General features: G+C 64.1%; 12 protein-coding genes. 9 read left to right on the plus strand and 3 right to left on the minus strand.

Going from position 1 to position 14,241, the window contains the following annotated elements:
- Together EOA23_RS22995 and EOA23_RS23000 are read left to right on the plus strand one after the other, a co-directional pair.
- Positions 1-975, plus strand: a 975-nt coding sequence (locus EOA23_RS22995) for a sigma-54 dependent transcriptional regulator (protein WP_145966464.1), incomplete at its 5' end; no start/stop codon positions are given.
- 159 nt (positions 976-1,134) lie between these two features.
- Positions 1,135-1,482 (plus strand): hypothetical protein, encoded by a 348-nt coding sequence (locus EOA23_RS23000; protein ID WP_042637278.1) that lies wholly within the window; start codon positions 1,135-1,137, stop codon positions 1,480-1,482.
- A gap of 4 nt (positions 1,483-1,486) precedes the next feature.
- Here the strand turns inward: EOA23_RS23000 and ggt are convergent, their stop codons facing one another.
- The 3 genes from ggt to EOA23_RS23015 all read right to left on the minus strand — a co-directional run bounded on the left by ggt (position 1,487) and on the right by EOA23_RS23015 (position 7,003).
- Positions 1,487-3,226 (minus strand): gamma-glutamyltransferase, encoded by a 1,740-nt coding sequence (ggt, locus tag EOA23_RS23005; RefSeq protein WP_127305838.1) that lies wholly within the window; start codon positions 3,224-3,226, stop codon positions 1,487-1,489.
- Positions 3,227-3,462: 236 nt separating this feature from the next.
- Positions 3,463-4,755 carry an L-rhamnose catabolism isomerase gene (gene rhaI, locus EOA23_RS23010; RefSeq protein ID WP_127305839.1) on the minus strand — a complete coding sequence of 431 codons (1,293 nt, stop codon included), beginning with the start codon at positions 4,753-4,755 and terminating at the stop codon, positions 3,463-3,465.
- Positions 4,756-4,900: 145 nt separating this feature from the next.
- Positions 4,901-7,003, minus strand: coding sequence for a bifunctional rhamnulose-1-phosphate aldolase/short-chain dehydrogenase (locus EOA23_RS23015; protein ID WP_127305840.1), 2,103 nt, complete (start codon positions 7,001-7,003; stop codon positions 4,901-4,903).
- A gap of 187 nt (positions 7,004-7,190) precedes the next feature.
- On the opposite strand from EOA23_RS23015, the gene EOA23_RS23020 reads away from it, so the two are divergent.
- From EOA23_RS23020 to EOA23_RS23050, 7 genes are all read left to right on the plus strand, one after another.
- Positions 7,191-8,000 (plus strand): DeoR/GlpR family DNA-binding transcription regulator, encoded by an 810-nt coding sequence (locus EOA23_RS23020; protein ID WP_127305841.1) that lies wholly within the window; start codon positions 7,191-7,193, stop codon positions 7,998-8,000.
- Between the two features lie 55 nt (positions 8,001-8,055).
- Entirely contained in the window at positions 8,056-9,051 is a 996-nt protein-coding gene (rhaS, locus tag EOA23_RS23025; RefSeq protein WP_042637283.1) for a rhamnose ABC transporter substrate-binding protein, read from the plus strand.
- A 184-nt stretch (positions 9,052-9,235) separates the two neighbouring features.
- Positions 9,236-10,777: a sugar ABC transporter ATP-binding protein gene (locus EOA23_RS23030; protein WP_127305842.1), complete on the plus strand. Its 1,542-nt coding sequence runs from the start codon at positions 9,236-9,238 to the stop codon at positions 10,775-10,777.
- Positions 10,774-11,751 (plus strand): ABC transporter permease, encoded by a 978-nt coding sequence (locus EOA23_RS23035; protein WP_127305843.1) that lies wholly within the window; start codon positions 10,774-10,776, stop codon positions 11,749-11,751. Before EOA23_RS23030 ends, EOA23_RS23035 begins: the two co-directional genes overlap by 4 nt.
- The gene (locus tag EOA23_RS23040) at positions 11,748-12,749 is read left to right on the plus strand and encodes an ABC transporter permease (RefSeq protein ID WP_127305844.1); all 1,002 of its coding nucleotides are present in this window, start codon (positions 11,748-11,750) and stop codon (positions 12,747-12,749) included. The genes EOA23_RS23035 and EOA23_RS23040 overlap by 4 nt, the downstream gene beginning before the upstream one ends.
- On the plus strand, positions 12,749-13,063 hold the full coding sequence (rhaM, locus tag EOA23_RS23045; RefSeq protein ID WP_189341676.1) for an L-rhamnose mutarotase: 315 nt from the start codon (positions 12,749-12,751) through the stop codon (positions 13,061-13,063). Before EOA23_RS23040 ends, rhaM begins: the two co-directional genes overlap by 1 nt.
- Positions 13,060-14,241 (plus strand): FGGY-family carbohydrate kinase (locus EOA23_RS23050; RefSeq protein WP_127305846.1); only part of this gene is annotated, 1,182 nt, incomplete at its 3' end. The genes rhaM and EOA23_RS23050, both read left to right, overlap by 4 nt.

Here is a 14,241-nt window from a genome sequence, read left to right on the forward strand (position 1 = left end):
GTGATGGAGAACCGAGCCTTGCGCGAAGCGGCCGAGCAGGCGCAGGAAGGCTTGCCGCTGATCGGCCAGACACCGGCGATGGAGCGGCTGCGCCGTACGCTGAGGCAGATCGCCGACACCGATGTCGACGTGCTGGTGACCGGCGAGACCGGCTCCGGCAAGGAGGTGGTGGCGAACCTGCTGCATCGCTGGAGCCGCCGCGCCAAGGGCAATTTCGTCGCGCTCAATTGCGGCACGCTGCCGGAGACGGTCATCGAAAGCGAGCTGTTCGGACACGAGGCCGGCGCCTTCACCGGCGCGCAGAAGAAGCGCGTCGGCCGTATCGAGCATTCGAGCGGCGGCACGCTGTTCCTCGATGAGATCGAAAGCATGCCGGCCTCGACGCAGGTGCAGATGCTCCGCGTGCTCGAAATGCGCGAGGTGACGCCGCTCGGCACCAACGAAGTCAGGCCGGTCGACCTGCGCGTCGTCGCCGCCGCGAAGGTCGATCTCGGCGATGCCAGCCAGCGCGGCGCTTTCCGCGAGGACCTCTATTACCGGCTCAATGTGGTGACGCTCTCCATTCCGCCGCTGCGCGAACGGCGGGACGACGTGCCGCTGCTGTTCGGTTACTTCGCCGAGCGCGCCGCCGCACGCTTCCGGCGCGCCGTGCCGGCGACGTCCACTGCGATCCAACGCCACCTGCGGGAGCATGACTGGCCGGGCAATGTGCGCGAGCTCGCCCATTTCGCCGAACGCTTCGTGCTGGGGCTTGAGGACGTTGCCGAAACGCCTTCCCCGGCGGCAATGGAGAGCGACGCCGCGACGCCGTTGCCCGAGCGGCTCGATCGCTACGAGGCCGACATCATCCGCGAGACACTTGGTCGCAATGAAGGCGACGTCCGCCGCACCATCGAGGCGCTCGGCATTCCGCGCAAGACCTTCTACGACAAGTTGCAGCGGCACGGTATCGTGCGCAGCGATTTTTCCAGATAGATCAAGCTTGTGGAACCCGACCCAATCTCCGGTCGTTGAGCTTGTCCGGCAAACCGTGGCACGTTGGCACCAGCCGGCCAGTGAACGCATCGCCGCGATGGCGTTGCCGGGTTGCGCTTGGCAGGCGTTGATGGTTTGTTGCCGCCCAGCGGAGAACGAATGATGCGCGAATCCCTCGGTCAAGACGAATACGGCTCGGCCAACCCTTTCGATCCGGACGACCTGCCCAATCTCAACGCGATGGGGCCGGTGATGGGCGGCGGCAATGATTTCGAGAAATACGCGGTCGCCGTCATCATCGTGTTCGGTGCGCTGATCATCGGCGGCCTGATGGCCGCCTCCATGTCCTTCGGCCACCGCAACGGCTTCCTGTTCGCGCTCGGCGGCGCCACGGCGGCCTGGATTTCCGGCAATGCGCTGCTGCTCGACCGGCCGCGCATCTACGCGCTGTTTGTGGCCATTGCCGCCGTCATGCTGATCGCCTCGACCATCACGCTGGTGACCTGATCAGTTAGTATCCCAGCGCCTCGCCGGCGGCCGCGCGACTGTCCATGGCGCCGTTGTAGCGGGCGCCGCCGCCCTTCTCGATCTCCGCCAGGCTTTTGCCACCGACAAGGATGCCGGCTGCCCGGCCCCAGGTCTCGTCGCTGAGGGCGAGATGATAGCCCATGCCGGCAAGCAGCTTCTCCGTGTCCGGCGAAAGCCCAAAAGGCTCGACATAGACCTTGTCCGGCAGCCATTGATGGTGGATGCGCGGCGCGTCGATCGCCTGCTGGATGTCCATGCCGTGGTCGATGACGTTGGCGATCGCCTCCAGCGTGATGGTGATGATGCGCGAGCCGCCCGGGCTGCCGATGACCATGAACGGCTTGCCGTCCTTCGTCACGATCGTCGGGCTCATCGAGGATAAAGGCGTCTTCTTCGGCTGAATGGCGTTGGCCTCGCCCTGGACCAGCCCGTAGAGGTTGGGCACGCCGGGCTTCTGGGTGAAGTCGTCCATCTCGTTGTTGAGCAGGATGCCGGTGCCTTCGGCGACGACGCCGGCGCCGAAGGAGCCGTTCAGTGTGTAGGTGACCGCGACCGCGTTGCCGTCCTTGTCAATGATCGAATAGTGGGTCGTCTCCTTCGACTCGCCAAGACCCTTCGGCATCAAGTCCTTCGAGACGCCGGCGCGGAAGGGATCGATCTTGTCTCGGATGCCCCTGGCGTAGTTTTTGTCGAGCAGTTTGGAGACCGGATTGTCGACGAAATCCGGATCGCCGAGCGCTGAGTTGCGGTCGACATAGGCATGGCGCATTGCCTCGACCATGACATGGACCGTCTCGGCGGAAGCCGAGCCGAGATAGGACAGCGGATAACCTTCCAGCACATTGAGTATCTCGCAGATGATGACGCCGCCCGAGCTTGGCGGTGGCGAGGAGATGATCTCGAAGCCGCGGTAGGAACAGGTCACCGGCTTCAATTCGCGCACTGCATATTGCTCGAAATCGGCCTTGGCGAGGATGCCGCCCTTGGCGCCGCTGGCCTTGACGATGGCGTCCGCAATGGCGCCCTTGTAGAAGGCGTCCGCCCCCTTTTGCGAGATCGCCGACAGCGAGGCGGCGAGGTCCGGCTGAACGAGCTTCTCGCCGATGCCATAAGGCTTGCCGTCTTTTTTCAGGAAGATCGCGGCCGCCGCCGGGTCCTTCGCCAGCCGGTCGGCGCTGTCGGCGAGCCAAGCCGCGTCGCCTTGGTTGAGGACAAAACCAGCCCTGGCGTAGGCAATCGCCGGCGCCATCAGATCCTGCCTTGAAAGCGTGCCATATTTCTCGCGCGCCATCTCGAAGCCGGCCACCGAGCCCGGCACGCCGACGGCAAGATAGCCGTCGAGGCTGGCGCCCTTGATCGGCTTGCCGTCCTCGTCGAGATACATGGTCCTGGTGGCGGCGAGCGGCGCGCGCTCGCGGAAATCGAGGAAGGTGGTGCGGCCGCCCTTCAGCCGGATGGTCATGAACCCTCCGCCGCCGATATTGCCGGCTGCGGGAAAGACGACGGCCAGCGCGTAGCCGACCGCGACAGCGGCATCGACGGCGTTGCCGCCCTTCTTCAGCACGTCAACGCCAGCCTCGGTCGCCAGATGCTGTTCCGTGACCACCATGCCGTGCTCACCCTTGGCAGGAGCGGGCGACGCGGCGAAGGCGGCAACGGCCGGAATGAAGGCAAAGGCAAGCGAAAGGCTGACGGCGATCAGCGACCGGCGGGTCAAGGGCATGGCGGTGCTCCTGGCGTTGGGGACGCCTAGGAAAGACTGTGAGGGCGAATTAGTCCAATAAAAATCGGAGCAGTGTGAGAGGGCCCCTCACCCGGATTGCCAAGTCGAATTGCAAGGGCAATTCGGGCAATCCGACCTCTCCCCAAGGGGAGAGGAGCGTGCGCCGGCGCTGATCTCTTCTCCCCTCGGGAGAAGGTGGCCGCGAAGCGGCCGGATGAGGGGAGTGGCGCTGCCTGTCAGACGATCCCCCCGCCTCCGCTCGCGACAGCCGGCCGTTCCGCCGCGACCTTCGCCCGGTAACCCGCCTCGCGATAGGCGGCGACCGGATCGATGGCGCCGCCGGTCCGCAGGCGCGCCATGGCAAGGATCGGCTCGACATCGGTGCGGTAGGCGCTTTTAAGCGTCTGCGTCGCCATCAGCGCGTCGTTGGCCTCCTGGAAGCCTTCCAACGCCTTGCGGTCGACCAGCAGCGCCTGCGCGTAGGCGCGCTGCACCTCGACCGCCGACAGCATCAGGCTCTCGATCGGATCGGTGACGTTGTGGCTCTGGTCGAGCATATGCGCGGGGTTGAAACCCTTGGCGCCGGAGAGCTCCGCATCGACCAGTTCGTTGAAGACCAGGAACAACCGGTAGGGATCGATGGAACCGGCGTCGAGGTCGTCGTCGCCATATTTGGAATCGTTGAAGTGGAAACCGCCGAGCTTGCCGAACTGGATCAGCCGCGACACGATCATCTCGATGTTGACATTGGGCGCGTGGTGGCCGAGGTCGACAAGGCAGAAGGCCTTGTCGCCGAGTTCTTTCGCGATGATGTAGTTTGTGCCCCAGTCCTGCACGACCGTCGAATAGAAGGCCGGCTCATACATCTTGTACTCGGTGAACAGCCGCCAGTCGTCCGGCAGGCCGGCATAGATCTCCCGCATCGCGTCCAGGTAGCGCTCGAAGGCCTTTGCGAAATTGACCTGGCCGGGGAAGTTCGAGCCATCGCCGATCCACACCGTCAGCGCCTTGGAGCCCAGCGTCTTGCCGATCTCGATGCATTCAAGATTGTGCTCGACCGCCTGCCGGCGGGTGCCGGCGTCGGCATGCGAGAGCGAGCCGAACTTGTAGGATAGCTTCTGATCCTTGGCGTCGGAGAAAGTGTTGGAGTTCATGGCGTCGAAGCCGAGGCCGAAGCGCGAGGCCGCCTGCTTCAGCCGGTTCGGATCCGCCTTGTCCCAGGGGATGTGCAGCGAGACGGTCGGCGTTGCCTGCGTCAGCTGGGCAATGACGGCGCAGTCCTCGATCTTGTCGAAGATGTCGCGCGGCTCGCCGGGACCGGGGAAGCGGGCGAAGCGCGTGCCGCCGGTGCCGACGCCCCAGGACGGGATCGCCACGCCGAATTTTTCGACCTTGTCGCGGATGGCGTCGATGGCGATGCCGCGGCGATCAAGGCGTTCGCGGAGGGAAGCGTAGTCGCGCTCGAGGTCGGGTTGGCGGGCGGCGTTGTGGCTGGCGACGAGGTCGGCTGAGATGATTGTTTCGGACAAAGTTGTTCCTCCCAAAAATGCGTCCGGCCGGCGCTGCCGCCCCTCATCCGCCTGCCGGCTTTCGTCGTTCGAAAAGCCAAGCAATTGGCTTTTCGTTCGCTACGCGAACCACTCCTCAACTCCCCGTGAACGGGGAGAAGGAAGCTTATCGCGTAAAGCTTTGCGCGTTGCCGGCGTCGACATTGACGATGTTGCCGGTCGATTTGGCCGACATGTCGGAGGCGAAGAAATAGATCGCCTCGGCAATGTCTTCCGGGAAGACCGAGCGCTTCAGCATCGAACGCGAGCGGTAATGCTCCTCGAGGTCGTCGGTCGACATCTTGTAGGCGGCGGCGCGCTGTTCCTTCCATTCGCCGGTCCAGATTTTCGAACCGCGCAGCACGGCGTCAGGATTGACGACGTTAACCCTGATCTGCGCTTCCGCGCCCTCCAGCGCGAGGCAGCGGGCAAGATGGATCTCGGCGGCCTTGGCGGTGCAATAGGCGGACGCGTTGGGCGAGGCGGCAAGCCCGTTCTTGGAGGCGACGAAGACGACGTTGCCGCCGATCTTCTGGGCGCGGAACAGGCGGAAAGCCTCGCGCGAAACGAGGAAATAGCCGGTGGACAGGATGTCCATATTCTTGTTCCACAAGGCGAGTGTCGTCTCCTCGATCGGCGCCGAGGAGGCCAGCCCGGCATTGGAAACCAGGATGTCGATGCCGCCGAATTCGACTGCCGTTTCGGCGAAGCCCGAAAGCACTTGCTCCTCGGAGGTGACGTCGATCCGCACCGGACGGACAAAGTCCTTTCCAAAGGCTTTCGAGAGCTCGTCATTGGCACTGGCCAAAGCGGCCTCGTCTATGTCGGCCAGCACGACGCAGGCGCCTTCGCGCAGCAGCCGGTTGGCGGTGGCGCGGCCGATGCCGCCGGCGCCGCCGGTGACCAAGGCGATTTGCCCGGCCAGCGCTTTGGGCTTCGGCAGACGCTGCAACTTTGCTTCCTCGAGCTGCCAATATTCGATGTCGAAGGCTTCCTGGGCGGGCAGGCCGACGTAGGACGAGACCGTCGAAGCGCCGCGCATGACGTTGATGGCGTTGACGTAGAATTCACCGGAGATGCGCGCCGTCGCCTTGTCGCCGGCGAAGGTGAACATGCCGACGCCGGGCATCAGATAGACGACGGCATTGGGGTCGCGGATGGCGGGCGAGTCCGCATGCTTGCAGGCGTCGTAGTAAGCCTGGTAGCCGACGCGGTATTCGGCGATGTCGTCGGCCAGCCGCGCGATGACGGCGTCGATATCGGGCTTCGCCGGATCGAACTCGATGACCAGCGGCCGGATCTTGGTGCGCAGGAAATGATCCGGGCATGAGGTGCCAAGCGCCGCCAGCGGCCGCAAATCCTTCGAGTTGACGAATTCGAGCACGGCCGGCTGGTCGTCGAAATGGCCGAGCTTGTGGCTCTTTTCGGAAATCAGGCCGCGGATGCGCGGCATCAGCTTGGCCGCGATGGCGCGGCGTGCCGGAGCATCGAGCGACTGGACTGCCTCGCCGCCAAAGATAGCCACGCCTTCCGACCGGCGCTCGAACCACTCGATTGCCTGGTTGATCACCGAGATCGTGGTCTCGTAGCATTCCTTGGGCGTGTCACCCCAGGTGAACAGGCCGTGGCTTTCAAGCACGACGCCCTTGGCATTGGGGTTGTCGAGGCAGAATTTCTCCAGCCACAGGCCGAGCTCGAAGCCCGGCCGCTTCCATGGCAGCCAGCCGATGGCGTCGCCGAAGATCTCCTTGGTGATCGCCTTGGAATCCTTGGCCGCCGCGACCGCGATGATGGCGTCGGGATGCATGTGGTCGACGCAAGCCTTCGGCACGTAAGCGTGCAGCGGTGTGTCGATCGAGGCCGCGCGCGGATTGAGGTTGAAGGTGCAGTGAGGCAGATAGCCCACCATCTCATCCTCGTGCTCGACGCCGCGATAGAGCCCCTTGATGGCGCGCAGCTTGTCCATGTAGAGGGTGGCGAACCCGTCCAGCTTGATCGAGGCGCTGTCGCCGCCGGAGCCCTTGACCCACAGGACCTCGACGTCCTCGCCGGTCAGCGGGTCCTTCTGCCAGACCTTGGACGAGGTGTTGCCGCCGCCGTAATTGGTGACGCGCTTGTCGGACCCCAGTGTGTTCGAGCGATAGACCAGGAGCTCGGGACCGCTCATCCCTTCGGCTTTTGCATCGTCCCACAGATTGGCGAGGCGCGAGCCGGAGCGCTTGTCGAGCATAGGTATCCTCCCTTGGAGCGCATGTCGCGCTCCTCATTTCTTGCTCGGGAATGTCTACGCAAGCGCCCCGCTTGTCAATCATAAACGATCAATATCGATCATATTGCACTGCACAATGAAAATATATGATCGGAAATGATTGACACTGCGCGTTTTCTAAGGCCTGATGCTCGGGCAGGGAGGAACCATGCACGAAAAAGAACGCCACAGGATCATTCTGTCCGCCGTCCAGGAAAAGCCTGTGGTGACGGTGCAGGAGATGGTCGAGCGGACGGACTCCTCCGAAGCGACGATCCGGCGCGACATCGCGGCGCTGCATGTGCAAAAGCGCCTGCGCCGGGTGCGCGGCGGCGCCGAGGCGATCTCGCCGCCGCAGTTCATCGGCCTTGCCGGCCGGCCCTTCTCGGTCAACGAGACGCTGAACGCCGCGCAGAAACGGGCGATCGCGCGGGAAGCCGTGAACCTGTGCGCCGATGGCGAGCCGATCATCGTCAATGGCGGCACCACCACATTCCAGATGGTGCATTTCCTGACCGGCCGCCGCATGCCGATCTTCACCAACTCGTTCCCGATCGCAGAACATCTGCTCAAACATTCCAAAAACACGGTGATGCTGTCGGGCGGCACGATCTACCGCGAGCAGAACATCATCCTGTCGCCCTTCGACAATGACGTGACGCGCAACTTCTATGCGCGGCGCATGTTCATGGGGGCGCAAGGCCTGGGGCCGCTCGGGCTGATGGAGGGCGATCCGCTGCTGATCCAGGCCGAGCAGAAGCTGATCGATCAGGCCGACGAGCTGGTGGTGCTCGTCGATTCCTCGAAATTCCGCATGCGCTCCAGCCTGATCCTGTGCGGGCTGTCGCGCATCGCGACCGTGATCACCGACGACGGCATCGAGGACCGGGAGGCCAAGATGCTGGAAACGGCGGGCGTGACGCTGATCGTTGCCCGCAGACAGTCAAGCGACAGGGAAGAATCTTCACTGCAGGCCTGAGGGAAACTCACGCCCGCAGCGGCGATGGAATGCAACGCTCAAGGGAGGATATTCGATGAGCTTTTTGAAGAAACTGCTGGTCACGGCGGCCTTTTCCGCCGCCATGTTCGTGAATGCCGCCTATGCCGAGAACGTCAAGATCGCGCTGGTGGTGAAGTCGCTCGGCAACGGCTTCTTCGACGCCGCCAACAAGGGCGCCGAGGAAGCGGCCAAGGAACTGGGCGATGTCGACGTCATCTACACCGGCCCGACCAAGGCCACCGCCGAGGCCCAGATCGAAGTGATCAACTCGCTGATTGCGCAGAAGGTCAATGCCATCGCCGTTTCGGCCAATGACGCCGACGCGCTGGTGCCGGTGCTGAAGAAGGCGATGGATCGCGGCATCACTGTGATCTCGTGGGATTCCGGCGTCGCCAAGGAAGGCCGCCAGCTCCACCTCAACCCGTCCGACACCGGCCTGATCGGCGAGACCATTATCAAGCTCGCCGCCGATTACCTGCCGGAAGGCGGCGATGTCGCCATCCTGTCGGCCTCCTCGACCGCGACCAACCAGAACGCCTGGATCGAAGCCGCCAAGAAGGTGCTGCCGGAGAAGTTCCCGAAGATCAAGCTGGTCGCCACCGTCTATGGTGATGACGACTCGGCCAAGAGCACCGACGAAGCCAAGGGTCTCTTGAAGTCCTATCCGAACCTCAAGGCGATCATCGCGCCGACCACCGTCGGCGTCGTTGCCGCCGCGCAGGTCGTCACCGACGAGAACCTGATCGGCAAGGTGAATGTCACCGGTCTTGCCCTGCCGTCGGAGTTCAAGAAGTTCATCGACAACGGCGCTTCTCAGGCTGTTGCTCTCTGGAACCCGATCGACCTTGGCTACTCGGCGATCTACCTCGCGCATGACCTGGCGGTGAAGAAGGAAGAGGCCAAGCCCGGCGCCACGCTGTCGATCGGCCGCGTCGGCAAGGTAACGCTCGACGACACCAACTCGGCCGCGATGGCTCCGCCCTTCCAGTTCGACAAGACCAACATCGAGAAGTTCTCGAAGATCTATTGATCCTGGACTGACGGCGCTGCCCCCTCGTCCGGCCGCTTCGCGGCCACGTTCTCCCCGCCGGGGAGAAGAGCCTGGAGCCAAGCTCGCAAACCTCCTCTCCCCTCGGGGAGAGGTCGACCGAGCGGAGCGGAGGTCGGGTGAGGGGGAGGCGACACGCAAGCGATTCACTGGGCTTGATACGACTATGGATACGACGGCCCATCACGGCACGATAAAGGAGCGCCCCCCGGCCCCAGCTCCCCGCCTGACGCTCACGGGCATCTCGAAAAGTTTCCCGGGCGTCCGCGCCCTGCACAATGTCAGCCTGTCGCTCTACCCCGGGCAGGTGACGGCGCTGATCGGCGAGAACGGCGCCGGCAAGTCGACGCTGGTCAAGATCATGACCGGCATCTACCAGCCGGATGCAGGCGAGATCGGCATCGACGGCCAGGTGACGACGCTGCCCAGCGCACATGCCGCCTTCGGCCACGGCATCACCGCCATCCACCAGGAAACCGTGCTGTTCGACGACCTTTCGGTTGCCGAGAACATCTTCCTCGGCCACGCGCCGCGCACCCGCTTCGGCACCATCGACTGGCGCACCATGCGCAGCAATGCGCGCGAGGTGCTGGAGACGATGCGCGCCGGCCATATCGACGCCGACGCTCGACTGAAGGACCTCGGCATCGCCAACAAGCATCTGGTTGCCGTGGCGCGCGCGATGTCGATCGACGCCCGCATCGTCATCATGGACGAGCCGACCGCGGCGCTCTCGATGAAGGAGATCGAGGAGCTTTTCCTCTTGATCGAATTCCTGAAGAGCGAAGGCAAGGCGGTGCTCTTCATCAGCCATAAGTTCGACGAGATCTACCGCATCGCCGACCGCTACACCGTCTTCCGCGACGGCGAGATGGTGGGCGAAGGGCTGCTCAAGGACACCGGCCAGAACGAGATCGTGCGTATGATGGTCGGCCGCAACGTCGACCATATCTTCCCGCAGCGCGAGCCGAAGATCGGCGCGCCGGTACTCTCCGTCTCCGGCCTGTCGCACCCGACCGAATTCGACGACATCGGCTTCGAATTGCGCAAGGGCGAGATACTCGGCTTCTACGGGCTGGTCGGCGCGGGCCGCAGCGAGGTCATGCAGGCGATCGCCGGCATCACCCGCACCAGCCGAGGCACCATCTCGTTGGACGGTACATCGATCGCGCCGAAATCGGCGGCGGATTCGATCGAGGCCGGCATCGTCTATGTGCCGGAGGAACGCGGCAAGCAGGGCGTGGTGATCGGCCTGCCGATCTTCCAGAACGTGTCGCTGCCCTCGCTCGCGCGCACCTCGAAATCCGGCGTGCTGAGGCTCGCGGAAGAGTTCTCGCTCGCCCGTTCCTACACCGGGCGGCTCGATCTGCGCGCCTCGTCGCTCAGCCAGGATGTCGGCACGCTTTCCGGCGGCAACCAGCAGAAGGTGGTGATCGCCAAATGGCTGGCGACGGCGCCCAAGGTCATCATCCTCGACGAGCCGACCAAGGGCATCGACATCGGCTCCAAGGCCGCCGTGCATGGCTTCATGGCCGAACTGGTCGCGCAGGGTCTGTCGGTGATCATGGTGTCGTCGGAACTGCCCGAGATCCTCGGCATGTCCGACCGCGTCGTCGTCATGCGCGAAGGCCGCATCGCGGCGACCTATGACAATAAGGGCCTCGACGCCGAGATGCTGGTTCGAACCGCAGCGGGGATCGCGGTATGAAGAGCTTCCTCAAATACCGCGAGATCTGGCTGCTTGCCGGCATCGTCGTGCTGATCGGGCTGATCTCGACGCGCTTCCCCGGCTTCGCCGATCCCGCCAATCTGCGCCAGGTGTTCAACGACACCTCGATCCTGATCATCCTGGCGCTGGGACAGATGGTGGTGATCCTGACGCGTTCGATCGACCTGTCGATGGCGTCCAACCTCTGTTTCACCGGCATGGTGGTGGCGATGCTCAACGCCGCGCATCCGGCGATCCCGATCCCGGCGCTGATCGTCATCGCGCTCGCCGTCGGGCTGGTGCTTGGCGCGATCAACGGGTTCCTGGTGTGGCGGCTGAACATTCCCTCGATCGTGGTGACGCTGGGCACCCTCACCGTCTATCGCGGCGCCACCTTCGTCGTCTCCGGCGGCGCCTGGGTCAATGCCGACCAGATGAGCCCCGACTTCATCAATTTCCAGCGCGCCGCCTTCCTCGGCCTGCCGGTGCTCTCCTGGATCGCCGTCATCGTCATCGCGCTGTTCTTCCTGGTGATGACGCGGACCGCCATCGGCCGCTCGATCTATGCCATCGGTGTCAATCCGACCGCCTCGATCTATGCCGGCATCGATGTCGGCCGCACCAAATTCATCGTCTTTTGCATTTCCGGCATGATCGGCGGGCTCGCCGGCTATCTGTGGATCTCGCGCTACGTGATCGCCTCCGTCGAGGTCGCCAACGGCTATGAGCTCAACATCATCGCCGCCTGCGTCATCGGCGGCATCTCGATCGCCGGCGGCATCGGCTCGGTCGGCGGCGCAGTGCTGGGCGCGCTGTTCCTCGGCATCATCTCCAACGCGCTGCCGGTCATCAACATCTCGCCCTTCTGGCAGATGGCGATCTCGGGCAGCGCCATCATACTGGCGGTGGTGCTCAACGCGCGCGGCGAGCGCCGGCAGGGCCGCATTATCCTGAGAAAGGCGGAAGCGGCATGACCGACACCCCAGCCCCGCGCCATATCCCAGACCGGCTCGACAAGCCGCTCTCCTCGGCGATCTTCTCCTGGGAGGCACTGCTCGTCGTCATCGCGGTCGTCATCTTCGCGGTCAACAGCTTCGCTTCGCCCTATTTCCTCGATCCGTGGTCGCTGTCTGACCTGACCTTCAACTTCACCGAGAAGGGCCTGATCGCGCTTGCGATGGCGCTGCTGATCATCTCCGGCGAGATCGACCTCTCGGTCGCGGCGATCGTGGCGCTCGCCTCGACCATGATGGGCATGGCGGTGCAGGCCGGCGCCGGCACGCCGGTGCTGGTCGCGATCGGCATTGCCGTCGGCCTCACCTGCGGCGCCTTCAATGGGCTGCTCGTCACCCGGCTCGGCCTGCCGTCCATCGTCGTCACCATCGGCACGATGAGCCTGTTTCGCGGCATCGCCTTCATCATCCTCGGCGACCAGGCCTATAAGGGCTATCCGGAAAGCTTCGCCTTCTTCGGCCAGGGTTATGTCTGGTGGGTTTTCTCGTTCGAGCTGGCGCTGTTCCTCGTCGCGGCGCTGATCTATTGGTTTGTGCTGCACCGCACGAGCTTCGGCCGGCGGGTCTTTGCCATCGGCAACAATCCGGTCGCCTGCCAGTTCTCCGGGGTGCGGGTCGACCGTATAAAATTCATCCTGTTCTGCCTGACCGGCCTGATGTCGGGCATCGCCTCGGTGCTGATCACCTCGCGGCTCGGATCGACACGACCGTCGATCGCGCAGGGTTATGAGCTCGAAGCGATCACCATGGTGGTGCTTGGGGGTGTGTCGATCCTCGGCGGCGCCGGCAGCATTTTAGGCGTCGTGCTCGCCGCCTTCATCATGGGGCTGGTGACGTTTGGGCTTGGTTTGCTCAACGTGCCGGGCATCGTCATGTCGATCTTCATCGGCCTGCTGCTGATCATCGTCATTGCATTGCCGATCGTCTGGCGGCGGCTGCGTGAAGGGCGCTTCGCCTGATGGAAAAATACGCTTTCAAGATGAAGCTCAATCCGGGCATGAAGGCCGAGTACAAGCGCCGCCACGACGAGATCTGGCCTGAGCTGTTTGCACTGCTGAGAGAGGCTGGCGTCTCCGACTATTCGATCCATCTCGACGAGGAGACCAACACCCTCTTCGGCGTGCTGTGGCGGCGTGATGACCACGCCATGGCCGAGCTGCCGAAGCACTCGGTGATGCGGCGCTGGTGGGCGCATATGGCCGACGTAATGGAGACCAAGGCCGATAACGAGCCGGTGGCGGTGCCGCTGGAAACAATGTTCCATATGGCATGATCGTCGCCGTCATCGATATCGGCAAGACCAACGCCAAGGTGGCGCTGGTCGATCTCGCGACACTTAGCGAGATCGCGCTGCGCCGTGTCGCCAACGCGCCGGTGCGGCAGGCGCCCTACCCGCATCACGATGTCGAGGCGCTGTGGACGTTCATCCTGAACAGCCTCGCCGATCTCAACCGCGGACGGCGCATCGATGCGATCTCGATCACCACGCACGGCGCGACCGGCGCGCTGGTCGGCGCCGCCGGCGAACTGGTGCTGCCGGTTCTCGATTACGAATTCGACGGTCCGGACCAGCTTGCGGCCGACTACGATGCTGTTCGTCCGCCTTTCGCTGAAACCGGCACGCCGCGATTGCCCATCGGCCTCAATCTCGGCGCGCAGTTCTTCTGGCAGCAGAAGCGCTTCCCGGCGGAATTCGCACGAGCCGCCGCAATGCTGATGTATCCGCAATACTGGGCTCTGCGGCTGACCGGCGTCGCCGCCAATGAGGTGACTTCGCTCGGCTGCCACACCGATCTGTGGAATCCTTGGACTTCCGACTATTCCTCGCTGGTCGACAGGATGGGCTGGCGCCGGTTGATGGCGCCGGTGCGGCCGGCCAGGGACCGGCTTGGCCCGATCCTGCCAGCGATTTCGCGACGGACGGGGCTCGACCCACAGACCCCGGTTTTCTGCGGACTGCACGATTCCAACGCTTCGCTGCTGCCGCATCTGCTGTCCGACGCGCCGCCCTTCTCCGTCGCCTCGACAGGCACATGGGTGGTGTCGATGGCGGTGGGCGGCAAGACGACGGACCTCGACCCGGCGCGCGACACGCTGGTCAACGTCAACGCGCTGGGCGATGCAGTGCCCTCGGCGCGCTTCATGGGTGGGCGCGAATTCTCGCTGCTCACCGACGGCCAACCGCAGGAGTGGATCGATGACGATGTTGCCGCGGTGCTGGCGCGCCAGGTGTTGCTTCTGCCTTCGACGCAGCAGGGCTCCGGACCGTTTCCGTATCGCAGCGCGCAGTGGGTCAATGCCGAGAACCTGAATTCCGGCCAGCGCTTCGCCGCCGTCTCGTTCTATCTCGCGCAGATGACCGCGACCTGCCTGGAACTGATCGGCGGCGAAGCGCTGGCCGGAATTCAGGTTCTCGGCATTGACCCACTGCGCGCTGCGATACGGCTGTCT

The sequence above is a fragment of the Mesorhizobium sp. M2A.F.Ca.ET.042.01.1.1 genome (assembly GCF_003997405.1).
Classification (GTDB): Bacteria; Pseudomonadota; Alphaproteobacteria; order Rhizobiales; family Rhizobiaceae; genus Mesorhizobium.

Coding starts and splice junctions, on each gene's coding strand:
- EOA23_RS23000 (WP_042637278.1), top strand. CDS start 1,135: ATGATGCGCGAATCCCTCGGTCAAGACGAATACGGCTCGGCCAACCCT.
- ggt (WP_127305838.1), bottom strand. CDS start 3,226: ATGCCCTTGACCCGCCGGTCGCTGATCGCCGTCAGCCTTTCGCTTGCC.
- EOA23_RS23015 (WP_127305840.1), bottom strand. CDS start 7,003: ATGCTCGACAAGCGCTCCGGCTCGCGCCTCGCCAATCTGTGGGACGAT.
- EOA23_RS23020 (WP_127305841.1), top strand. CDS start 7,191: ATGCACGAAAAAGAACGCCACAGGATCATTCTGTCCGCCGTCCAGGAA.
- rhaS (WP_042637283.1), top strand. CDS start 8,056: ATGAGCTTTTTGAAGAAACTGCTGGTCACGGCGGCCTTTTCCGCCGCC.
- EOA23_RS23030 (WP_127305842.1), top strand. CDS start 9,236: ATGGATACGACGGCCCATCACGGCACGATAAAGGAGCGCCCCCCGGCC.
- EOA23_RS23035 (WP_127305843.1), top strand. CDS start 10,774: ATGAAGAGCTTCCTCAAATACCGCGAGATCTGGCTGCTTGCCGGCATC.
- EOA23_RS23040 (WP_127305844.1), top strand. CDS start 11,748: ATGACCGACACCCCAGCCCCGCGCCATATCCCAGACCGGCTCGACAAG.
- rhaM (WP_189341676.1), top strand. CDS start 12,749: ATGGAAAAATACGCTTTCAAGATGAAGCTCAATCCGGGCATGAAGGCC.